Annotated in this window: 26 protein-coding genes and 1 pseudogene; 19 read left to right on the top strand and 8 right to left on the bottom strand. The window is 64.5% G+C overall.

All coding sequences use genetic code 11. From position 1 onward, the window contains the following. The first annotated feature begins 109 nt into the window (after positions 1-109). The 5 genes and pseudogenes from A5678_RS22045 to A5678_RS22025 form a co-directional block, all read left to right on the top strand. On the top strand, positions 110-406 hold the full coding sequence (locus A5678_RS22045) for a DUF732 domain-containing protein (RefSeq protein ID WP_231983739.1): 297 nt from the start codon (positions 110-112) through the stop codon (positions 404-406). A gap of 59 nt (positions 407-465) precedes the next feature. Continuing rightward, positions 466-783, top strand: a complete 318-nt coding sequence (locus tag A5678_RS22040; protein ID WP_068046783.1) for a DUF732 domain-containing protein — start codon at positions 466-468, stop codon at positions 781-783. Between the two features lie 137 nt (positions 784-920). After that, a complete protein-coding gene (locus tag A5678_RS22035) occupies positions 921-2,429 on the top strand; it encodes a sodium:alanine symporter family protein (RefSeq protein ID WP_068046780.1) in 1,509 nt (502 codons plus the stop codon). Between the two features lie 80 nt (positions 2,430-2,509). Beyond that, positions 2,510-2,854: a DUF732 domain-containing protein gene (locus A5678_RS22030; RefSeq protein WP_068046777.1), complete on the top strand. Its 345-nt coding sequence runs from the start codon at positions 2,510-2,512 to the stop codon at positions 2,852-2,854. A 193-nt stretch (positions 2,855-3,047) separates the two neighbouring features. Beyond that, positions 3,048-3,371 (top strand): annotated as a pseudogene (locus tag A5678_RS22025) (cytochrome c oxidase assembly protein); the annotation flags it as partial. A gap of 7 nt (positions 3,372-3,378) precedes the next feature. Here A5678_RS22025 and A5678_RS22020 read toward each other — a convergent pair. After that, positions 3,379-4,299, bottom strand: coding sequence for a cation diffusion facilitator family transporter (locus tag A5678_RS22020; RefSeq protein ID WP_068046774.1), 921 nt, complete (start codon positions 4,297-4,299; stop codon positions 3,379-3,381). An 84-nt stretch (positions 4,300-4,383) separates the two neighbouring features. Next, entirely contained in the window at positions 4,384-4,596 is a 213-nt protein-coding gene (locus tag A5678_RS22015; RefSeq protein WP_068046770.1) for a hypothetical protein, read from the bottom strand. 638 nt (positions 4,597-5,234) lie between these two features. Between A5678_RS22015 and A5678_RS22010 the strand changes: the two genes are divergently transcribed. The 3 genes from A5678_RS22010 (at position 5,235) to A5678_RS22000 (ending at position 6,744) form a co-directional block, all read left to right on the top strand. After that, entirely contained in the window at positions 5,235-5,975 is a 741-nt protein-coding gene (locus tag A5678_RS22010) for a hypothetical protein (protein ID WP_156747032.1), read from the top strand. A gap of 79 nt (positions 5,976-6,054) precedes the next feature. Beyond that, positions 6,055-6,285 carry a hypothetical protein gene (locus A5678_RS22005; RefSeq protein WP_067199165.1) on the top strand — a complete coding sequence of 77 codons (231 nt, stop codon included), beginning with the start codon at positions 6,055-6,057 and terminating at the stop codon, positions 6,283-6,285. Between the two features lie 105 nt (positions 6,286-6,390). Continuing rightward, complete coding sequence (locus tag A5678_RS22000; protein ID WP_068046764.1) at positions 6,391-6,744, top strand: hypothetical protein; 354 nt, start codon at positions 6,391-6,393, stop codon at positions 6,742-6,744. Between the two features lie 22 nt (positions 6,745-6,766). On the opposite strand, the gene A5678_RS21995 is transcribed toward A5678_RS22000, so the two are convergent. Next, on the bottom strand, positions 6,767-7,675 hold the full coding sequence (locus A5678_RS21995) for an IclR family transcriptional regulator (protein WP_068046761.1): 909 nt from the start codon (positions 7,673-7,675) through the stop codon (positions 6,767-6,769). Positions 7,676-7,741: 66 nt separating this feature from the next. Between A5678_RS21995 and A5678_RS21990 the strand changes: the two genes are divergently transcribed. The 6 genes from A5678_RS21990 to A5678_RS21965 all read left to right on the top strand — a co-directional run bounded on the left by A5678_RS21990 (position 7,742) and on the right by A5678_RS21965 (position 12,984). Beyond that, entirely contained in the window at positions 7,742-8,671 is a 930-nt protein-coding gene (locus tag A5678_RS21990; protein ID WP_068046758.1) for an SDR family oxidoreductase, read from the top strand. Further along, the gene (locus A5678_RS21985; RefSeq protein WP_068046754.1) at positions 8,668-9,483 is read left to right on the top strand and encodes an acetoacetate decarboxylase family protein; all 816 of its coding nucleotides are present in this window, start codon (positions 8,668-8,670) and stop codon (positions 9,481-9,483) included. The genes A5678_RS21990 and A5678_RS21985 overlap by 4 nt, the downstream gene beginning before the upstream one ends. Before the next feature lie 4 nt (positions 9,484-9,487). After that, positions 9,488-10,702: an amidohydrolase family protein gene (locus A5678_RS21980; protein WP_068046751.1), complete on the top strand. Its 1,215-nt coding sequence runs from the start codon at positions 9,488-9,490 to the stop codon at positions 10,700-10,702. A 14-nt stretch (positions 10,703-10,716) separates the two neighbouring features. After that, positions 10,717-11,985 (top strand): amidohydrolase family protein, encoded by a 1,269-nt coding sequence (locus A5678_RS21975; RefSeq protein ID WP_068046749.1) that lies wholly within the window; start codon positions 10,717-10,719, stop codon positions 11,983-11,985. A 206-nt stretch (positions 11,986-12,191) separates the two neighbouring features. After that, positions 12,192-12,383 carry a hypothetical protein gene (locus A5678_RS21970; RefSeq protein WP_068046746.1) on the top strand — a complete coding sequence of 64 codons (192 nt, stop codon included), beginning with the start codon at positions 12,192-12,194 and terminating at the stop codon, positions 12,381-12,383. Positions 12,384-12,483: 100 nt separating this feature from the next. Next, positions 12,484-12,984 (top strand): hypothetical protein, encoded by a 501-nt coding sequence (locus tag A5678_RS21965; RefSeq protein ID WP_068046743.1) that lies wholly within the window; start codon positions 12,484-12,486, stop codon positions 12,982-12,984. A 53-nt stretch (positions 12,985-13,037) separates the two neighbouring features. On the opposite strand, the gene A5678_RS26755 is transcribed toward A5678_RS21965, so the two are convergent. The 4 genes from A5678_RS26755 to A5678_RS21950 form a co-directional block, all read right to left on the bottom strand. After that, positions 13,038-13,337, bottom strand: a complete 300-nt coding sequence (locus A5678_RS26755; protein ID WP_082945678.1) for a hypothetical protein — start codon at positions 13,335-13,337, stop codon at positions 13,038-13,040. A 57-nt stretch (positions 13,338-13,394) separates the two neighbouring features. Next, positions 13,395-13,586: a hypothetical protein gene (locus A5678_RS21960; protein WP_068046740.1), complete on the bottom strand. Its 192-nt coding sequence runs from the start codon at positions 13,584-13,586 to the stop codon at positions 13,395-13,397. Between the two features lie 76 nt (positions 13,587-13,662). Continuing rightward, a complete protein-coding gene (locus A5678_RS21955) occupies positions 13,663-14,694 on the bottom strand; it encodes a hypothetical protein (RefSeq protein ID WP_068046737.1) in 1,032 nt (343 codons plus the stop codon). Next, the gene (locus A5678_RS21950) at positions 14,695-14,988 is read right to left on the bottom strand and encodes a hypothetical protein (protein WP_068047098.1); all 294 of its coding nucleotides are present in this window, start codon (positions 14,986-14,988) and stop codon (positions 14,695-14,697) included. It abuts the gene before it with no gap. A 119-nt stretch (positions 14,989-15,107) separates the two neighbouring features. Here A5678_RS21950 and A5678_RS21945 point away from each other — a divergent pair, with 119 nt between their 5' ends. Together A5678_RS21945 and A5678_RS27315 are read left to right on the top strand one after the other, a co-directional pair. Then, positions 15,108-15,440 (top strand): hypothetical protein, encoded by a 333-nt coding sequence (locus A5678_RS21945; protein ID WP_082945692.1) that lies wholly within the window; start codon positions 15,108-15,110, stop codon positions 15,438-15,440. A gap of 161 nt (positions 15,441-15,601) precedes the next feature. Further along, complete coding sequence (locus A5678_RS27315) at positions 15,602-15,775, top strand: hypothetical protein (RefSeq protein WP_156747031.1); 174 nt, start codon at positions 15,602-15,604, stop codon at positions 15,773-15,775. A 196-nt stretch (positions 15,776-15,971) separates the two neighbouring features. Here A5678_RS27315 and A5678_RS21940 read toward each other — a convergent pair whose 3' ends face one another. Continuing rightward, complete coding sequence (locus A5678_RS21940) at positions 15,972-16,337, bottom strand: hypothetical protein (protein ID WP_231983738.1); 366 nt, start codon at positions 16,335-16,337, stop codon at positions 15,972-15,974. 972 nt (positions 16,338-17,309) lie between these two features. Here A5678_RS21940 and A5678_RS21935 point away from each other — a divergent pair. The 3 genes from A5678_RS21935 to A5678_RS21925 all read left to right on the top strand — a co-directional run bounded on the left by A5678_RS21935 (position 17,310) and on the right by A5678_RS21925 (position 21,507). Next, the gene (locus A5678_RS21935; protein ID WP_068047095.1) at positions 17,310-18,086 is read left to right on the top strand and encodes an SDR family NAD(P)-dependent oxidoreductase; all 777 of its coding nucleotides are present in this window, start codon (positions 17,310-17,312) and stop codon (positions 18,084-18,086) included. Positions 18,087-18,326: 240 nt separating this feature from the next. Then, complete coding sequence (locus A5678_RS21930; RefSeq protein WP_068046729.1) at positions 18,327-19,529, top strand: cytochrome P450; 1,203 nt, start codon at positions 18,327-18,329, stop codon at positions 19,527-19,529. A 211-nt stretch (positions 19,530-19,740) separates the two neighbouring features. Beyond that, the gene (locus tag A5678_RS21925) at positions 19,741-21,507 is read left to right on the top strand and encodes a serine/threonine-protein kinase (RefSeq protein ID WP_068046727.1); all 1,767 of its coding nucleotides are present in this window, start codon (positions 19,741-19,743) and stop codon (positions 21,505-21,507) included. Positions 21,508-21,972: the final 465 nt, after the last annotated feature.

Here is a 21,972-nt window from a genome sequence, read left to right as displayed (position 1 = left end):
CGAAGGTTGACGTTTGTTACAAATTGTTTCGCCAGCCGCGGACCCGGCGCGCGTCTGGGACGATTTCGAATTTATGAAGCTCGTTCTGACAATTTTTAGTGTTGCGGCCGTGATTGGCTTGGCCGTGCCCGCGCACGCCGACGACACCGACGACGCATTCCTCGCGTCGCTGAATTCGGCCGGCTTCACCTATAACGACCCGGGGCAAGTCATCCAGGCCGCCCACTATGTCTGCTCGGCGGCCGGCGGTGGCACGGCGATGGCGGACATCGCGAAGGCGATGACCTCCAAGGCGCCCGCGCTGACCGAGGAGAAAGCGGAGAAGTTCACCGCGATCGCGGCCAGCGCGTACTGCCCCGACGCGATCTCGTCGTCCACCCCGGCGACCACGACCGCCAGCCACTAACCGCTCGATTCGCTCCACGAGATGCGGACCGGCGGCTCCTCTGGAACGATTTGTGAGCCGTGAGGCTACTTCTGATTTCGCTCGGCCTTGCCGTCGCCATCGGCCTGGCAGGTCCCGCGCGCGCCGATGGCAGCGACGACGCCTTCCTCGCCACCGTTCACGCGGCCGGCCTGACCTATTCGGATCCCGAACAGGCGATCACCTCCGGCAGGTCGGTGTGCAAGTTGGTGAGCGAAGGCTCGAATCTGGCGGACGTCGTCCGGATGATCCAAATGCTCAATCGTGGGCTTCAAGGCGACGACGCCACCCGGTTCGCGGCCATCGCCGCCAACTCGTATTGCCCCCAAGCGCTCTCCGCGGCCCCCGCCTCCTCCTAGCCTGGACCCACGCGTCGAATGTGACGCGCTTTTTACATATCCGCCCGCTAACGGCGGGTGAACGAAACTTGTCATCAACAATTCGTCCATACCATTTCGGCGACGGATCGCGGCCGTAGTCGAAAGGAAGCAGGGGTTTGGACTTCCTCCAGCAGCAGTTAGTCGAACCCCTTAGCAACATCCTCAATACGCACGTCCTGATCTATTTGCTGATCGGTGGCGGTACCTATTTCACGGTGCGCACCAGGTTCGTTCAGATCCGCTACTTCGGGCGCATGCTTCGCCAGCTCCGTAGAGCGCACCGCCACGACGGCGGCATCTCGTCCTTCCAGGCGTTCTGCGTGGGTCTCGCATCGCGCGTGGGTACCGGAAACATCGCCGGTGTCGCAATCGCACTGACCGTCGGCGGGCCCGGTGCCGTCTTCTGGATGTGGGTGGTGGCAGCGGTCGGCATGGCCACGGCGGTGATCGAGGCCACCCTGGCCCAGATCTTCAAGGTCCGCTCGGAGGACGGCGCCTTCCGAGGCGGTCCCGCGTTCTACATCCAACGCGGGCTGCGGTCACGCGCGGGCGGCGTCGCGTTCGCCATGCTGCTGGTCGTGACCTTCTCCACCGCGTTCAACATGGTGGAGACCAACGCGATCAGCGGGGTCATGCAATCGTCGCACGGCATCGGGGTTGGTTGGACGACAGCCATTTTGGCGGCGCTGGCGGCGCCCGTGCTTTTCGGCGGCGTGCGACGGGTCGCCCAATTCGCCGGGTCGGTCCTTCCGGTGGTGGCGTTGGTGTACACGCTGCTCGCGCTGGGAATTGTGGCCGTCAACATCACCGAGCTGCCGACGGTGATCAAGGAGATCATGGGCGGGGCGTTCGGAATCCGACAAATGGCAGGCGGTTTCGCGGGTGGCGTGCTCGCCGCGATGTTCACCGGCGTCAAACGCGGGCTGTTCGCCTGCGAGGCAGGCATGGGTAGTTCGCCCAACATCGCCGGCGCCGCGACCGTGGCACATCCGGTGGAACAGGGGCTGATCCAGGCGCTCGCCGTGTTCGTCGACACGATGGTGATCTGCACGGCGACCGCGTTCATCGTGCTGATGTCCGGTCCCGAGACATACAACCCGGCCCGCTTGGGAGCGATTGCCGGTGCGAGCCTGACGGAGTCGGCGGTCGCCGCCGACCTCGGTTCGTGGACCACGATGTTGATGACCGCGGTGGTGTTCGTCTTCGCCTTCGCCTCGGTCCTGAGCAATTACGTAGTCGCCGAGGCCAATCTGTTCTACCTGGGTGGCCGGCGTCTAGCGGCCAACGTGCTGAAGGTGGTCACCCTGCTGTCGATCATCTTCGGAGCCCTGGCCAAGCTCACGTTGGTGTGGGCGCTTGCCGATCTGACGATGGCGGTGATGGCGATCGCGAACCTGCTCACCATCTGCCTGCTGGGGAAGTGGGCGTTTGCGGCGCTCAGGGATTACCACCGCCAGTTCGTGCAAGGCGTCGCACCCGTTTTCATTGCCAGCCAGGCGGGCCTGCCCGGCGTCCTCGACGGTGACATCTGGGAACCCGCGGAGCGTCGGCAGATCGGAGCGCTGCCCGAGTCATTGACGCTGCACCGCCCCGCGCTGCGCTCCTCCCGCGCGCCCGCGGCATAGCCATAAGGCCGGACAGAGTTCACCCGTCGTTTGCCCGCCAAGGTGCTATTCGCCAACCAGTCTGCGACAATCGCTGCGTTATGCGATTTTTAATGGCTTTGGCAAGTGTCGCCGCCGCGGTCGGCCTGGCCGCGCCCGCGCATGCCGACATCGACAACGATCAGGACTTCCTCAAAGACCTGCGCGACGCCGGCATCACCTACCAGGACGGCGGCAACGCGGTCACCATCGCCAAGTCGGTGTGCGAGCTGCTCGACGACGGACAGTCGTCCGCGGAGATCGTGACGCAACTCCGCAACCAGAACCCGGCATTCCAGGGGGCCAGCGCGGCCAAGTTCACGTACCTGTCCGCGGCGCATTACTGCCCGAAGTACATAACCGGCGAGGGCCGTGGCCCGAAGCCGGACGGTCAACCCGGCAACTGAGCGCCGGCCGGTATCTGGGCCGAACTCGTCGACCGGCGTTGCGCTCCGCAATACCCTGACTGCTGCGCGCGCGGCACCCCGGACCGCTGACCTAAAGCGCCGCGGTTCAGACATGGGCGCTGGACCTTGCCTCCGTGACGACCATCGTGGTGCCCGCCGGCGGCTACGCGGGGTGCTACCGACGGGCGCGACCGGCGACGGTGTCTTGGGATTGGTCATCTGGCAGGGCGCATTGACCGGCGCCGCGTATTACGCGGAGCTGCATCGGTTTTGGGGCTCCGATCAGCGGCTCGATCAGACGATCGGCGCGGGTGTCCTGTTGATCCTCGGTTCCCTGGTCGGGTGGCCGTTCGTGTCGCTTCTCATGCGCGCCTTGTCGCGCGACGAGAAGGCGCACACGGCGCGGGTCGACACCGAGTTGGACAGGGCGCAAAGCGCCGAGGGTGAAAGCGCCGCGTCGTCGGGGCTGTGGTGGGAGAACGACCCACAGCTGCGGGAGCGATTCCGCCGGGGCTGAGCGGGGCCTAGGCGGCCCGCGCCGTCCAGGAGAAGTTGTGCATCTCGGGGATCTTCGGCGCCAGGGCGGCGGCGACCAGGCGACCGATCTGGTCCGCCGCGGCCAGGGGAGTCTCGGGGTCGAGGAACCCTTCCACCTCGACGCGTAATGTCCGGCCGGTCCACCGGGCCCTGGCATGCGCGTGCGTGACGCCCGGCACCGTGGCGGCGACGGCCTCGGCGGTCGTGATGATGTGGGGGTCCACGCCGTCGAGTAGGCGGTGAGCGATGTCGGCGGTCACCTCCCAGCCGACGTGGCAGATGAAGCCGGTGACGACGATCCCGGCGATCGCGTCGGCCCAGGCCCAGCCGAGCGCCACCCCGATCAGCCCCAGCATCGCCCCGCCCGACGACAACGCGTCCAACCAGGAATGTTTGGCGTCGGCCACCATGGTCGCCGAGCGAATCCGCTTGCCCACCAACAACTTGTAGCGGGCCACCAACTGATTGCCCGCGATTCCCACGATGGCCGCAGCAATACCCCAGCCCACGTATTCGGTCCCGCCGTGCCGGAGCAGCTTGTTGACGCTCTCGAAGGCGGCGACGGCGGCGCTGCCCCAAATCACCAGCGCCACACCGATTCCGGCGAGGTCTTCGGCACGTTCGTAGCCGTAGGGATAGCGCTCGGTGGGGACTTTGCGCGACGCCCGAAAGCCGACGAACACCAGGATGCTGGTAGAGACGTCCGACAGGTTGTGCAACGCGTCGCCGAGCAATGCCACCGAGCCGGATAGCAGCGCGATGGCCAATTCGATGAGTCCGGTCAGCGCCAGTCCAACGGCGCTGACGGCGACAGCCCGGTTGGCCTGCCGACGCTCGGCCGCGTCGTCGGTGACGGTGTCGAGAGGAAAACTTGCCGCTGGGTCACGGACGCCGTTGACGAGGTGCATAGGGCAAGCATGCCCGATCGAGCGTCGGCACCGCACCCCTGGCGTCGTGGTTGGTTCGCGCGCACCGAGCCCGACGCTCTGGAATCACTTCTCCCGATCGAGGCGGGGGATCTGGTCGCGCGACGGGCGATTGCGCCTCGGCAGCAGCATGAGCATCACCGGGAAGCGCAGCCGCGCCTCACGGTGGGAGATTTCGAGGAACACGGTCTCTATCTCGATGTTTCTTATGGGTTGTCGTTCCATCATCAAGCGCGTCCGCAGATAGTGCGGGGTCCTCAGCCACTCCACCAAATTCATGCCCGCGACTCTACCCCTCTGGCGAAAGCCGTTGCACCGCATAATAACTTGAAGCACCTCGGCATTTCGGGGGTTGATTCACGCCGTTGTTCAGAGCGCAGGACACGGCCGATTCGCAGCAATCTCCAAGGTCTAAAACCCTAGTGGACGATTAGAATTCTTAGCGTGAACAGCCAGGCTAAAAGCTAGCGGCAATCGCATTGGTGGATCTCATCCAAGGGAACCGCAATGAGAAAGTCGGCAGCGATATTTGTCGCCGTTGGGGCTTTGACACTCAGCGGAGCTACCGCCCACGCTGACAAGCCGTCACCAGGTCCCACGCCGCCACCGGGCACGCCCAAATGCCTGACGTTCGATGGCACCCAGGTGAACTGGCTGCCCTGCGGGTGGACCACCGATGGGCGACGATGGACTCCGCCGCCGCCCCCGCCGCCGGGTCCTTGACTAGCCGGCCTCGAACCGCTTTTATCCAGGGACGGCCAGTTTGCCGGCTGTAACGTTCGCTGCCACCACTGATGACCGCGAGTTTCCTTAAGGAATTGCGCGCGGATTTCTTGCGATCATTTCAAAGACATAACGATTGCTGCTGGTGTAGCGTCCCGATCAATTTCATAGGGACGTGGCAGAAAGACCGAGCGATGAAAGCAGCAATCGCGGCCGCGACGGCAGCCGTTTTTGCGTTAGGTCTACCGATCGCCGCGCCGGCTCACGCAGAGACGACTGCGACCGTGAAAGCCCAGACCACCAATCGCATGAACGGCCCGAACTTGAAGGCGGGTCAAGAAGGCGTTTATAGCGCCGGCCAGGTCCTGACCCTCGTGTGCCACGCCGCGGGCGACCCGGTGAGAGGCTTTTTCAGCTACCAGATCGCCAACGGAGGCTGGGACAGCCTCTGGTACAAGACAACCGACGGCCATTACGTTGCCGACGTCGACATCGACACCCGCACACTCGACGCGCTTGGTCCGGACTGCGGCGGCGGGGGAGCGCCCGCTTCAGCGGGCGGTCAAGACAAGGTGGCCCATGCTATGGCGTGGGCTCGCGACCAAATGGCGGCCGACCCCAATAACACGGTCCAGTGCGAGGCATTTGTCGAGCAGGCCTACAACCACGCGTTCAGATATCCGTCGGCGATGGATGCGTTCAATGACTTCAACAGGAAAGGGCAGGTCCACACGTACGCGGACAACATTCCGGAGGGGGCCCTCGTCTTCACGAGCAATCCGGGATTCGATCACGGCACCGGACACGTCATGCTCAGCGAGGGCAACGGCCAGTACCTCACCGCCAACTACTTCACGCCGCCGCACATTCGCGAAATAAGGCGCAGCCCCTACGATTCGCAAAACCTCTTTCTCGGTTGGGCGTACGCCCCGTAGTTGCCGAGGCCGCGGCGCAGCGCCATTCGGACTCGAGACCAGTTCCGGAGCCGCCGAAGCCTGTGGTACTTACGACCATATGAACAATCCTTCGCCGGGCCCGGGCTGGTGGCTGGCCTCCGACGGCAAGTGGTATCCGCAGCAGTGGGAATACACGTGGGATTACCGGGAGGGCGACACCGCCATGGACGAGATGAAGTTGAGGGCGGACGAGTTGGGGCGGCTGGGGTGGGAGATGGTCGGACTCGACGCCGACCACCGCGGAGCCTTCTCCGTCGCATGCTTCTTCAAGCGGCCGATCGCACCGTAAACCCGACGAATGAGGCGCGGCCGCCGCAAGTGGGTAAACAACGCAATAGCGCGTCGGGACGCGTCGGTTGTGCGATCAAGTCACTAGTCGGAAGGCGGCATCGAAATGGTTCGTCAAGAGGGCGGCCGGTGGGACGTCGGCATCAAGGACAATGCGGTTTTTGTTCAGCGGGTCTCGGAGAGCGACGAGCAAGTATTCGTCGATTCGCTGGACTCTGAAGAGGCCCGCAAGCTTGCTGAGCTCTTGACGAAATTTGCCGACAAGCTCGATGACTCCGACAAGTCCGAGGACTCCGACAAGTCCGAGGACTCCGAGGGCTCCGACAAGTCCGAGGGTTCCGATGAGGACAAGGACTCGAAGGACAAGGACTCCAAAGACTCCGACGACGACGACGATGACGATGACGATGACGACGATGACGATGACGACGACGAAGACTCCGACAAGTCCTCGGATTAGGTGCAGCTAGAGCCGTTGCCTCTCAACCGATTTGGCCCGCCAGGAGGTGGGGTTTGTCGGCCAATGCGGCGCTCAGGTCGCGGGTCACAGAAGCGAGCCGCGCCCCCATCCGGGTGACCGCCTCGCCGCTCATCGGCTCGGCGCTAGGGACCAGGCTGAGCATTAGCGCGATGCCGGACCCGGACTCCAGGATCGGGGAGTCGATGTGGCTCACCTCGTAGGTGCGGTCCGGGTCGAGGCTGATCGGGAACCACTCCTCCTGGTGGATCAGTTCGTCGGTCAATGCCTGCGCCAGCTGGCTCAGCCGGGTGGAACGGGCCTCGGCGCTCCGCACGATCAACGCCAGCTCCTGCAAACGCAGATCGGGTAGGAGGTGCAGACCGACGGCGTAGCCGCGCCGCCGGGCGGCGGTGATGGCCTGGCGATACCGATCGCGTACGTCCTCGGGCAGGGCGGCCAGCCAGCGCTCTCGAGCACCCGGCCCGGCCCAGGCAACCGTCGACGCCCCGTACGGCGGGCGGTGGGGGAACTGGGTGCCGATGGGCATCGGATGACCGCCGCCGTGACGGCTTCGGACCTGATCGACGACGGTCGAGTAGTCATCGCTCACCGAGAAGGCAACGCAGTGGGCGCCGGTCGCGGCCGACAGCTCGGCCATCGCGGAGCGGGCCAACACCAGGGCCGGATAGCGGCCCGCCGCCTCCCGGCCGAGGCGGACCAGGGCGGGACCGAGATGGTAGGTCTTGCGAACCGGGTCGCGTAGTAGCCACCCGGCTCGGAGCAATTCGGACAGCATCGAGTGGCAGCTGGCCTTATGGACGCTCAAGTGGCGCGACACCTCGGCCAATGTCATCCCTCGGTTCCCGTCGCCCGCCAGCTGCTCGAACAGCTTCACCACCCGCTCGGTCTGCGGGGAGGGACGCGGAGCCATGGGTTGCAATGGTCGCATAATGCGACTGCTTGCGATGTTATAAGCGCCTATGTGACGATCGCCACAATGAAGGACCTTCGGGGCAAGGTGGCCGTCATAACCGGTGGAGCCGGGGGCATCGGCCGGGCGATGGGCAGGCGTTTCGGCCAAGAGGGCATGAAGGTGGTCCTTGCCGACGTCCTCGCCGAACCGTTGGATGAGGCGACCCGGGCGCTCGCGGACGACGGCATCGAGGTGGCTGGGGTGGTCACCGACGTCACCGACTATTCCTCGGTTGAGTCGCTGGCCAAGGAGACGGTTTCTCGCTTCGGCGCGGTGCACGTGGTGTGCAACAACGCCGGCACTGGCGGGGTCTCCGAGGGCTACATGTGGGAGCACGACCTGGCCGATTGGCGGTGGGGGATCGACGTCAACGTGCTGGGCGTCATCCATGGCATCAAGGCGTTCGTGCCGATCCTGCTCGAGCAGGGCGAAGGCCACGTGGTGAACACCTGCTCGGGCAACGGCGGGTTCGCGCCGATCGCGCGGGGGGCCATGGGCGGGCCGGCCACGGCGGTCTACCCCATGACCAAGGCCGCCGTGCTCTGTCTGACCGAGAGCCTCTACACGCACCTCGGGATGACGGGGACGCGGGTCCGGGCGCACGTCCTCTTCCCGGGCGGCTTTCTGAACACCGGCATCTGGGAGTCGTGGCGGCACCGCCCGGAGCGCTACGCCGCGACGCAGGAACGCCGCACGCCCGAGCAGACCCTGGACAGGGTTGTGGCCCGCTTCGAAACCGCCGGCGTACATGTCGAATTCACCCCGCTCGAGACGGTCGCTGATCAAGTGCTGGACGGAATTTTGGCGGACCGCTTCTGGATGATGGGTCCGCCCACACCGGCCGATCAGGTCGTCAGCAGCAAGGCGGCATCGATCCTGAATCGCGGCGCTCCCGACTACCTGGTCGACGTCCTCGGCACGCATGCGTCACAAACCGAAGGAGAAAAATTTTGATTAGCAATGTGATTCGCTACGGCCCTCGCCCGCCCGAGGCGCAAGTCGACCATGAGATCGACGCCACCAAGGCGCCCATCGCCACCGAGGCGGTGACCATCACCTACCTCACCGATCCGGAAATCATCGCCGCCGTGCTGCCCAGGCCGCTGGCGCCGGCGGCCGAACCCGTGGTGCGAATCCAGCTGCAGCGGGTCCGGATCGAGGGCATGGCGCCGTTCGGGTCGGCGGTGTTCTCGGTGACTGCCCGCCACGGCGACCTCGAGGGCGACTATCCCCTCTTCATGCCCCAGTCCACCGAGCAGTCGGTCACGGGCGGGCGCGAAACATTCGGTGAGCCAAAGAAACTGGCCCACATCGAGGTGGAGCGCGACGGTGATCGCGTCGCCGCCAGCGTCGACCGGCTGGGCTATCGGCTCATCATCGTGCAGGGGCAAATCACTGGCCCGGCGGAGTTGCCACCCGACCAGGTGAACACCGAGTTCTACTTCAAGTTCCTGCGCGCCCCCGACGGCAGCGGCATCACCGACCCTCACCTGGTCTACGGCGAATACCACCGGCACTACGAACTGCTGGAAAACATCGACGGCACCGTCGAGTTGGGCGAGTCGCCGCTGGACCCGGTGGCCGACATCGTGATTCGCGAAATCCGGTCGATCACCTGGTGCCGCCGGCGCACCATCCAGGTGGGGCGGATCGCGGAGCGGGTGCCGCAGGAGTGGCTGCTGCCGTACGTGCACCAGCGCTACGACGACCCCCATAAGGACGCAGCGCTGCTCGCCGCCTCCAGGCCCGAGCCGGCACGGGCCTAGCGCCATGGACCGGTACACGGTCATTTCGGCCGACTGCCACGCCGGCGCCGATTTGCTCGACTACCGCGACTACCTGGATCCGCACTACCGGGACGAATTCGACAGCTGGGCAAAGACATACGTCAACCCGTTCGGCGACCTCACCGAAGCCGACGCCGAGCGCAACTGGAACAGCGCTCGGCGCAACTCGGAGCTGGATGCCGAAGGCATCGCGGGGGAGGTCATCTACCCCAATACCGTGCCACCGTTCTTTCCTCAGGCGAGTCTGGCCGCCCCCCAACCAGTTAACGGCCCGGAGCTCGAGCTGCGCTGGGCGGGCCTGCGTGCGCACAATCGCTGGCTGGCCGACTTCTGCTCGTTGTCGCCTGAGCGGCGCGCCGGGGTGGGCCAGATCCTGCTCGGGGACCTCGACGAAGCCGTCGCCGAGATCGCCCAGATCGCAAAGTTGGGTCTGCGCGGCGGTGTGCTGCTGCCCGGGATTCCTCCGGGCAGCGGCATCCCCCAGCTCTACGCCGAGCACTGGGAGCCGCTCTGGGCCGCGTGCGACGACGCGGGCGTCGTGGTCAATCACCACGGCGGCAACGCCGGACCCAACCCCACAGACGGATGGGGCAGCTCGTTTGCGGTGTGGGTGTACGAGACACATTGGTTTGCGCACCGGGCGCTGTGGCACCTGATCTTCAGCGGCGCGCTGGACCGCCATCCGGACCTCACCGTGGTCTTCACCGAGCAGGGCGCCGGGTGGATACCGGCAACCCTCGACTCGCTCGACGTGGCGGCGGCCCGGTACGGGCGGGCGGGCTCGGCGATCGCCCGTTTCGCCGGGCCCACCGCCGGCTCGCTCGCCCTTAAGCCCAGCGAGTACTGGACCCGCCAGTGTTACGTCGGCGCCAGTTTCATGCGGCCCGTCGAGTGCGCCGAGCGGCACCGGATCGGCGTCGAGAAGATCATGTGGGGAAGCGACTACCCGCACCTGGAGGGCACCGCGCCCTACACCCGGGAGGCCTTGCGGCACACCTTCTCCTGCGTACCGGCCGACGAGGTGGCCGACGTGGTCGGCCGGACTGCGGCGGCCGTCTACGGCTTCGACCTCGACGCCCTTGCACCCCTGGTCAGCCGAATCGGCCCGACCGTGGCCGAGGTTGCCGAGCCCCTGGCCGCCGTGCCTGCCGACGCGAGCAGCACCGTCTTCGAACCCGACCCGATCCGCACCTGGTAGCGAAAGGACGCACCGTGGATTCCTACATCATCATTTCCGCAGACACTCACGCCGAGCTCCCAACCGAGCGATACCGCGAATACGTCGACCCCGAATACCGCGAGGACTTCGAGGCCTACCTGGCCGAGAAGATCGCCGCTTCGCAGGCCGGCGGATTCATCGACGAACAGTTCGCGCAAGAGTGGTTCTCCGAGAATGGCGAGGGCATCGCCGGCGGATGGGATGTCGCCCTGCGCGACAAGGAGCTCGACGGCGACGGCGTGGTCGGCGAGGTGATCTTCCCCGACGCCGACGCGGTGACCGGGGTGGCCGGGGCTCCGTTCGGGGCCGGCCTGGGCCAGTCGGGCGACCTGGACCCGGGGCGCGCGATGGCGGGGGCGCGGGCCCACAACCGCTGGTTGGCCGAGCTGTGCAGCCACAGCCCCGAACGGCGCGCCGGGGTAGCGGTCGTGCCGATACTGGCGGACGTCGACGCGGCGGTAGCCGAGATCACAAGGGCGGCCGAGTCCGGACTGCGGGGCGGGATCCTGATCCCGGCGCGTTGGGTCGGTTACCCGCCCTACCACGACCGCCGCTACGACAAGGTCTGGGCGGCCTGCCAGGACCTGCAGATGCCGGTACACACCCACTCCGGTCCCGCCCCGCAGGAGGAGTACGGCGGCCACCTGGGCATCTACGTCACCGAGGTGCGGTGGTGGGGAGCCCGGCCCCTGTGGTTCGCGTTGTGGTCGGGTGTGTTCGAACGCTTCCCACATTTGCGATGGGGCGTCACTGAGTGCGGTGCGTTCTGGGCCAACGATCTGCTCTGGCTGATGGACACGCGGTATCTGCGTGAACACTCGGCCAAGAAGATGAGCCATCAGATGGAGGGCGACCTGACGATGCCGCCCTCGGCCTACTTCGATCGCAACTGTTTTATCGGGGCCACCACCACCGAACGCAGGGAGCTGGCGCGGCGCTACGAGATCGGTGTGTCGAACCTGTTGTGGGGCAACGACTTCCCCCATCCGGAGGGAACCTGGCCGCACACCCGCAAATGGCTGCAGCGCTCCTTCTGGGACATCCCGATCGCGGAGACCCGCCAGATGCTGGGCCTGGCGGCGGCCGAGATATACAACTTCGATCTGGGCGCCCTCGCCGGGCTGGCCGAGCGCATCGGCCCGACCCCTCAGGACTTGGGTCAGGACGATGCGGTCAGCATCCCCAAGTGGGCGGCGGCCCGCCGGGCCGGACGCCACTGGCTGACGGACGCCGAGCCCATCCCCGACCTGGTGGAGAACTGAGCAGAGCGGGCCGGGCACACCTAAGAGGTAAGGCCTTTCCAATCTCCTTAGCTGCGCAAGGTTTTTGTGCGCCCGGACGACCGCAACGGACGCCTGCGCAAATCTGCCCGCAACGCCGGTGGGCGCCTTGCGGGCCGTGGGAGGATGGCGGTGATGACGACGGTATCCGCAGGATCTCCAGTCTTACTGCTGCTGAGGGGTTGAGCGTGCCCCTGAAACGTGTTGACGAATTGGAGCCCGGAGACAAGATCCGCATGAAGATCGGGCACGCCACCGTTGTAGCGACCGAACCCCTCGACGACGGCCGCACCCTGCTCACCTTCTCCTACGGGACCAAAGCCCCGGCCGACAACGATCTCACCGTGGATGTCCTGCATCCTGACGAGTGGGGTTGGTGAGCCGAGGATCAACGTCGCCGAGGCAATCGGCCAAAAGCTTGTCGCCGCTAGCTCGGGGTACGACCATTGGGGGAATGGTCCCGGACTCGGAGGAGAAACGATGGCCTCGCACCGGTTGAAGACCTTCGTCGGTATCTGCGCCGCGTCGCTACCGCTTGCCCTGTCGCTTTGCCCGACCGCTCTCGCCGACAACCCGTCCTGGAACGGCCAGTACGCGATCACGTTCATGGTCGGGCCGAAGGCGGGGACCAGCATGGCGGTCGGCGACCCCGAGGGGCAGCACACCGAGACCTACGGGTTCCGCTCGAGCTGTACGAACGGAAAGTGCGTCGCCACGATCGTCAGTGGCCCGCCGCCAACCAACCCGACGGTTCCGCAGCCGGTTCAGTTCACGTGGGATGGAACCGCCTGGTCGCAAACCAACGATTTTCAATGGGACTGCATGATGCCCGACACCACGATCCAATGGAATCCGGCGCGGGCCACTGTGCGCTACACGCCGCAGCCCGATGGGTCGCTTAACGGCATCATGCACACCGACATCTTGAGCGGCGCGTGCCAAGGCACCATCGACATGGACATGAAGGCCGAGCGCGTGTGAAATGCAAAGCCTGGCCGGAAAGCTTTGGTGCATAACGTATTTCGGAAGAGGCGCTAATGTGGCCTGTTGGCCATGAAGCACTGCACTCGTTTAACGGCGTCGGCCGGCTTGACTCCCATTTCCACTAATCTTGCCGTTACTTGGTTAGAGGGCACACCCGAATCGAGATCCGTCGCGATCACACGGACGCTGGGAAACCATTCTTCTGCGCTTACCCCCGGCGGCGGGGGCTGCGCGTCGCCTCCTAGGCATTGAACGTAACCATTGACGCCTGTCTCGGCGTAAGCCGGCGACGCCCCCATCGGCACAGCGATGGCCATGCCGGCCGCCGCGGCGACATAGATGAAACGCATGCTGGGATTATCCCGTGTTCGCGCGTTCGCGGAAGACCGAATTCAAATACGGCCCGCCTACTTCTGGTTTATCTGACGCTTGCCGAACCAGGCTCGGTAGGCGAGATAGCCCATCACCACGGCGAGGCCTCCGGTACTGATCAGGCCCAGCGCCGTGCCGTGGGTGCACACATTCATCACGAACAGGGCCAGGAACAGCACAGCCATCGCTGTGTAGAAGGCCCGGCCGTATACGGAGTTCGTCTTCACGCGCGCATTCTCCCTGTCCTTGCCGTGTGTCAGTCATTCAGCATGCCAGTCATTCCAGCGTGTGCTGTTGGCGGCATCAATCCCCCAAGCACTTGCCCGCGGCGTCCATGCCGTCAGCGACCGCCGCCGTACCGAGAGCGATTTGGGCGAGGGCGGCGGGGATCCCGACGCCGGTCGCGCCTTCTGGGGCCGCTGTCAAGATCGCCACCGTGCCGCCCACCGGTTCCAGAAGGGCTTTCGTCGCGTCGTACACGCTGCAGGGGGATTTGGCGGCCGCAGCGGTGGCCGGACCGGCCGCGGGCATCGGCAGTGGGGTCGTCGCGGGGCTTGGCAATGGGATTGCGGGCGGACCCGGGCTAGGCGCCGGGGGCGCGGCGATGCTCTGTTGGTACTGCGGGAGGAACCCGGCCAGGGGCGGCGGTGGCGGCGTCCCGTCAGGGGTGTCCCACGGTGCGAATGGCGGCGGGTTGGGCCCAGTGGTGTTGTCTTGCGTGAAGTCAACTAGCTGGACCCCGGGGTGACTGGTGGTTGGAGGTGTTGACTGGCCCCCGTTGCGGCCGGCTCCCGGGTTTTGCGCGACGGGATCGGAGGTCGGGTTCTGCGCAAAGCCGACGTTCCCGACGCCGCCCGCGGCGGCGGTGAGCTGACCGGCGACCTTGGCGTCTGCCCCGTCGAGTTGCTCGGCACGCAGCCGAATATCAGCGGCGAACGCTTCCGCCTGAGCTTGGCGGGAGGCGCGTTCCGCTGGGGTAGTACTGCGGATGTCGGTGACCGACAAGTCTTCTCCGACGGTGAATCCCGCATTCTGCGCATCTTCGACTCCATACAGGACTCGACGCTGGGCGGCACTGATGTCACTGGCGCCGTTACGGGCTATTCCGGCTGCCTGCCGTAGCTGGTCGGCCTTGGCGCTGACGACGGATACATCGGCTCCGGTGCGTTGCCGCAGCGCATCACCGCCGGCCCCGTGCCAGGTGATGGACTGCGCCTGGTTGCGCATTGTCAGGAATGCGTCTTCCCAGCGGTCGGCGGTTTCAGTCCAGTAGCCGGCAGCGTCGATGAGATGCTCGGTGCTCCACGCCTGGATCTGGGTGAGGGTGGCGGCCACCTACACCACCGTCACCTTTGTCACGTCGGACATCGCGACCGCCGATGTGGCCTCCTGCGCCGTGTATCCGCCGGCGGCCGTGGTCACCCCGCCGACCGTTGCCTGCGTCCGCGCTGTAAAGACCGCTGCGGCAACGCGTATCGCCGCGTTGATACCGTTCACGGCCGCCGTCGTGGCCTGGAATGGTTGGCCCGGCGACGGCGGCGCCCCCGCGAGTTGTGAGGTAAGCGCTTCCCACTGGCCAGCCGTAGCCTCAAGCTCGGCGGGGACGACCTGCAATGCGTCTTGTCCCATGCCGCACGACTTTATGGGGATCGCTCGCGCCTCGGTATTCACCTGCTGGAAAGACACCAGCGGTTGGCGTCGAAGGCGTCAGCTCAGAAGCCCGCGCGAGGCGGTGAGATCATATGCGGATGACCACCCAAACCTGCATGGGTTGTGGCCTACAAACCCGGTACTCCTATGGGCGCACCTGCATGGGATGCGGCCTGGAAACTCGTTACTCGTACGGTCGACGTCCGGATCGTCAGCCGCGGGCCGCCGCGGCGTCCGCGGCGCTGACGAGAATCATCGTGTTAAGCGATCGGCATCCCACGGCCGCGCTGGCGCTGACGGTGCCGAGCGTGATCATCGGCTTAGCCGCGGTCGCCGCGTACCCGTACGTGTTCGTGCCAGTGCTGGTTCTATTCGGTGTCGCCTTGGTGGCCTCAGTCCGGTACGAGGAAGTCCGCAACCCCTCGAAGTAGTTGGATGGCCACCGGGTGCTTGGTGTATGAGGTCATCGTTCGCGAGGACTGCGCCGCGACGACGCCGGCGTCGAAAGGTGGTCGTTCAACATCCTCATGGCGGCAGCTAGTCGACTGGGCCTAACGTCGAACAAATCCTTGGCTGACATCGTGTCTGTGGAATGAAATTCGCAATGATCGCCGCGCTGGTGTTCGCACCGCTGGCGCCGTCGCAAGGTGAGCAGTGCCCGCTGGGCTCACCACCCGCCACAGATGGGCAGGGCAAGCAGATGGTGTGCGTGCATCATCACGAGTTGAACCACACAAACATCTGGGAATACCCTTCTGACAACTAACGTCGTTGACTCTGCAGCGGGTACGTCGGAGGCGTCACAGGGACTGAATTGAGTCTCGGCGTCGCCCATCGTCAACCACTCTCAGGCGCGTGACGTTTCGGCGAGCCATATGCATACAAAACACGAGCGCCAGCCCGCCACCGTGTTTCCACGGTGGCGGCCCCAACGAAATGACAGCTCAGTGTGTTTGCGAGGCTTACATTTTCCGGGTCAATACCGGCGCGTGATTGGGCGGTACGACCGGCCGATGTGGGTTTGTGCGCGCCGGCGCATCGGTGACGACGATTTTCCCGCCGGTGCATGTGACGAGCTTGCCGCCGACGATCACGCCCTGGCCCTCATCGATCGGGATGTCGTAGCCGTCAGGGTCGGTGTAGTGGCATCCGCTGCTCGGGCCGGTGGGCCCGTTGGGCTCGGCGTAGGCGGTGGCAGGGGCCAACGCGGCGATGGCCAGCGCGCCGAACAGCGTGGCGGCGTAGTGGATGCGAGTCGGTTTTCGGGTGGCGTTCTTCACGGTGATCTCCTGTAGGTCGTCACGGCCCGTCCTTCGGGCTGCGTTCACAGACCTAGGGCAACCGGGACCACCGAGAGGGACACTTTTTAGGCAGGGTGGATGGCGTGCCATAACTCGTCGGCCTGGGGACGTGCGAATTCCCAGCAATGACGATCCGGACGAGCCAAGGCTTCGGCGGATCTTCAGCGCCGGCATCGCGCGGGTACGTTCAGCGCGCCACCGGCAAGAACTGACGGGGCGGAGTCTCGACGTGTCGCAGCAGCTCCGGCTTTAGGACGGCGGGGGTGGCCCGACGGGTCGGCACACATTGGCCCCCGGGTCCCACCAGTTGCCGGGACCGCAGTCTGGCGGTGGCGGTGCCCCTACCGGCTGGCAGGCGTTGGCTCCTGGGTTCCACCAGTTGCCGGGGCCGCAATCCTGGGGTGGCGGTGCCCCTAGGGGTTGGCAGGCGTTGGCTCCTGGGTTCCACCAGTTGCCGGGGCCGCAATCCTGGGGTGGCGGTGCCCCTAGGGGCTGGCAGGCGTTGGCTCCAGGGTTCCACCAGTTGCCCGGGCCGCAATCTGGGGGTTGAGCCGAGCTCATCCCCGGAGACACCGCTGTCACGTACGCCACGGGCGCTATTGCCATCATGGCGATGCCCGCCACGCGGCGGATAAGCATGCTCATCAAAGGACCTCCCATCAGGAAACTGCAAACCTAGAGATTGACCTTGACCTCGAGTTTTAAACTGCCGACTCGCGCTTTGGGCGCCGCCCTCCCCGAAAGGGAGGGTGTGGGAATTTTCGGCCAACGCCCCGTCCGGGCGAACCGGAGCCTTCGATCATTTTCTGCTCACATCAACCAAAGTGACGCTGTTACAAGGCTTTACATAAAACAAACGTCATTGGAGCGCAATATCTTTGGAGCGCTATGGCAGCGAAGCGCGGCGCGCGGCGACGGTACGTAGAGGCTGTCACTGCCTAAATGCACGGGCCCAGCACCACATCTTTGTAATTTCTGTGCTGCCCTACAGTAATGGGTATGGCTGGTGCGGGGACGGGGAAACTTCTGTCCGAGAAATCCGTCATTGTCACCGGTGCGGGACGAGGGTTGGGCAGATCCATCGCGCTGCGGGTGGCGGCGGAGGGGGCCAATGTCATTGTCAACGACATTGATCCGCAGACCGCCGCGCACACGGTGGCAGAGATCGAGGCCCGCGGAGGCACTGCCCATCCGGTCGTCGCCGATGTCTCGCTGGAGGCGGACGTCGAGTCTTTGGTCGGGGCGGCTATCGATCGCTACGGGTGCCTGGACCTCGCGTGCAACAACGCGTTGCCAGAAATCCACCTCGGTGAGCTCTCGCAGCTTGATGTCGACGACGCGCGGACCCTGATGTCGGTGGCCATGCTCGGCACCGCCATTTGTCTCAAGCATGAGATCGCAGCGATGGAGGCGCGCGGCGGAGCGATAGTCAACATCTCGTCCATAGCTAGCGTTGCCGGTCAGAAGGGGACCGGATTCTATGCTGCATGCAAAGCCGGGATCGAGGCGATGACGCGGGTGGCCGCGAATGAGAGCGGTCGAAAGAGATTGCGTGTTAATGCAATTCGAGCGGGTGGGATCGTTACTCCGGCGCTCACGGAATTGCTTTTGACTTCCGACGAGTCGCGCCGGCAATTGGAAGATTTTGTCCCCTTGGGTCGATTGGCTGAACCGGAGGAGGTCGCCGATGTGGCGCTGTTCTTGCTCAGCGACCTGTCCAGGTATGTGACCGGTGCAGTGCTGACGACAGACGGCGGGAGCCTGCTGCTCGGCTGACCATCTGCCCGCCCCCATGAAACTAAGGCGCGGCCTGAGGCGACGGGCCGACCGGTCGTGAATGAAGGTCAGGGCCACGGGCGAACTATCCAATCATTGACTGAATTGCTATGCGACGTGAGGATGAGCACTGTCGTAAGTGGCTCGATTATCGCGGCTCGCAGTAAGGTGCTGTCCTGACCTACCCAGTAGTTCGTCCTACGAACGGTCGGATGTGTTGGAGTGGAGGGAGTTGCAGATATGGGCCTCAAGACTGTGAGTGAGTTGTTCTACGACCCCTACAATGTCGAACTCAACGCCGACCCGTACCCGCTGTTTCGGCGGCTCCGCGAGGAGGCGCCGCTGTCGTACAACGAACAACACGACTTTTACGCGCTGAGTCGATTCGAGGACGTGCATGCGGCGCTGAATGACCATGAGACGTTCAGCTCTGCCCGGGGCAACATTCTCGAGTTGATCAAGGCGGACATGCCGATTCCGCCCGGGCTGTTTCTTATGGAGGACCCGCCGCTTCACGACATCTACCGCCAGAGCCTTTCTCGCATGTTCACGCCCCGCAAAATGCGCGAGGTCGAGGCCACAGCCCGGCAATTCTGTGCCGAGAGTCTAGATCCGTTCGTTGGTAGCGGGGGCTTTGACTTCATCGCCAATCTGGGTGCCGAGATGCCGGTGAGAGTCGTGTGCAGGCTGCTGGGAATTCCTGACGAGATGCGGCAGGAGGTCCTCGACCTCGCCGAAGGTCACGTCAACACCGAGGCCGGCGGGGAAATGAAAGCCGCGTCCTCAGGACTGGAGACAGGGCAGTTATTCGCCGAGTACCTCGATTGGCGCGCTGAACATCCCTCCGACGACATCGTCACCGAATTGCTCGGCGTCGAATTCGCTGACCTCGATGGCACGATACGAGGGTTGACCCGTGAGGAAATACTCATTTGCATCACGCTGGTCGCTGCGGGCGGCGCCGAGACAACGACCCGGCTAATCGGATGGGCGGGCAAGGTTTTAGCCGAGCATCCCGAGCAGCGGCGGGAAGTGGTCGCCGATCGTAGCCTGATTGCCGGCACAATCGAGGAGCTGCTGCGTTTCGAACCCCCCGCCCCACACATCGCGCGCACCGTCACACGCGATCTGCAGTACTACGGACAACCCGTTCCAGCCGGCAGCATCATGATGTTGCTCGCCGGTGCTGCAAACCGTGACCACCGGCAATTCCCACCCGATGGTGACGTCTTCAACATTCACCGCAAAGCCGGAGCCCATGTCGGGTTCGGTGTTGGCGTGCACTACTGCCTGGGAGCGTCATTAGCCCGGATGGAGGGACGCGTGGCGCTCGACGAGGTGCTCAACCGCTTCCCGGAGTGGAACATCGATATGTCTCGGGCGCACATGACCACGACATCGACAGTCCGCGGCTGGGAAACCTTGCCAGCGGTCCTAGCATGAAAACGCCGCTCGACCTTTGACCCGATGACGGTAACCAATCGCGGCGCCCTGACTCAACATTCGGTTTAACGGCGTCGTTCGGCGCGACTCCCATTTCCCCTTAACTTGCCACCACGTGGTTAGAGGGCACTCCACCATCGAGATCCGGCGCTATGACATGAACGCTTACGGCCTAGCGAATCTACCGTGCGGATGGCCGTGACTCGCTAGCATGCTGACCGTGGCGGGGGAGGATGCTGCGGAGGGCACGCCGTTCGGGCGCTACCGACTGATTAGCCTGCTGGGGCGCGGCGGTATGGGGGAAGTGTGGCGTGCCCACGACACCGTCACTGACCGGGTCGTCGCCATCAAGGTCCTACCGGCAAATCTGTCTGAGCACAGAGACTTTCAGCGGCGATTCCGCCGCGAAGCGCACGCGGCACCACGCTTGGACACGCCGCATGTGGTCCCGATCCATGATTTTGGCGAGATTGACGGTCGGCTGTTCGTGAGTATGCGGCTCATCAAGGGGCGCGACCTACAAACGTTATTAGCCGATGGCCCGTTGGATCCCGCCCGCGCGGTGCGCATCGTCGACCAGGTCGCCAGGGCCTTGCATGCCGCCCACGATGTCGGGCTGATCCATCGCGACATCAAACCCTCGAACATCTTGCTCGACGACGATGACTTCGCCTATCTGATCGACTTCGGCATCGCACGCGCCGCCGACGAAACGCGAATGACCAAATCTGGCTACGCAATCGGCACCTTCGCCTACATCGCACCCGAGCGGTTGGGGACTCGAGCCCACGAGGATGCCCGCGCCGACATCTACTCGCTGGCCTGTGTGCTCTATGAATGCCTGACGGGAGGCCCTCCCTTTGACGCGGACACGATAGCGGGGCTGGTCGCCGCGCACCTGCACACCCCGCCGCCGCGACCATCAGCCACCCGACCGAATGTGCCCAAGCAAATGGACGAGGTCATCGCCAAGGGCATGGCCAAAGACCCCGACCGTCGCTACCAGACGGCACTGCAGTTCGCCCGGTCCGCCCAATCCGCTCTGACCGAACCGGTCACTGCCGATGGTCCCGAATCAACCCCGCTCGATGTTGAGTTCGAGGTTTTGGAAGATTATCTAACAAGCGATCAACGACGCTCGAAGAATCGTGTGGCGTCCGTAGCCGGCCGGCCAGGGGTTAAAAAAGGGACCGCTGTCATGGCGATAGCCGTCGCGGCGTTCATTGTCGTGGTGTTGGGAATCGTAATCGCCACTCCGCGCGTCAAGCAGGAATCGCCCAGCTCGACTCCGCAGTTGACCAGTCAAGCTCCCACGTCGACATCCGGGTCAGCATTATCTCTACCGCCGGTGATTCCGCCGGCAACCCCGGCAACTCCACCGGCGGCCGCGACCCAAGTTCTGACCTCCATCGCGGTTAACGCAAACGGCCAACCAATCAACGGCTATCAAGAACTACCGCCCTCCACCGATGACACGCTAATTGGCTGTAGTACTCCCTCAACTACTTCGCGTACGACGGGTGTCTACGACTGTCTCCCGGAAGCGGCTGACGCTGGCACGTGTTGGCCGGGCAAACTGCGGTTTATGCTCTGCTTGGCCAATAACGACCCCTGGAAAAAGATGCTGAAGCGGTTCTCGCTTATCGGAACGGCTTCCTTGGACACACTGAGTTCCCCCTTTCAGGCCCGGCCTCTGGCTCTTCTCCTAGATGACGGCACCCGTTGCACGTACATCTCCCACGGCCACTTCTACACGACACGCGACGACGGCTACTACGGTCCCTATAACTGCGGTTCAGCCGGCGCCATCCTTGCGAGGCCCAACGACAGCGAGCAAATCGACCAGTCGCAACCTCTGTGGACAGTTAAGGTCGGCCAGGTCGGAACCTCCTGTGACCCGGTATTGGGTACAACGTGCATGCACTTCCCGCCACCAGAAACTCACACGGTGGTCAACGCATGGTTTGCCGGCACTTAGAAGCGTTTGAGCCGACCGATTGGTGTGGCGCTAGCCGCCTCAGTGCTGGATGCCCTACGCCTAAATGGCAAACTGAACGGCAGATTCACGTTGAGCGGCGCGCATTTCTGGTTTTGTCGCGACGCCTAACGCCGACGCGGCGTTCCTGACGGTCTTCGGCTTTCCGCTCTCGACATCGCTAATTATCGGAACCCAAGATCGAGCGCCTGCAGAACGTCCTTGACCGAGGGTTGGTGAGATCCCGCAGGATCCATGCTGGCAAGGTTAGCGAGTGCGTCCTGCGGCATTGCGATGCGGCGCTCGGCGTAAAACTGACCGCGACCGCATATCGTCCGGCAGTCGTTGCGTTAACTGTCAACCCTAAGGCGTGGAGGAGAAGCCACGCAGATAGCCCGCACTCTCGCAAAACCGATGCAAAAACCACCGTTGAGCTGAGCGTTCGCTGGGTGCGCGATACAGCCCAGC

It is taken from the genome of Mycobacterium sp. E2733, from assembly GCF_001667585.1.
Taxonomy (GTDB): Bacteria; Actinomycetota; Actinomycetes; order Mycobacteriales; family Mycobacteriaceae; genus Mycobacterium.
The sequence above is the reverse complement of the archived record's forward strand: the minus strand, read 5'-3'. Positions and strand labels throughout refer to the sequence as shown.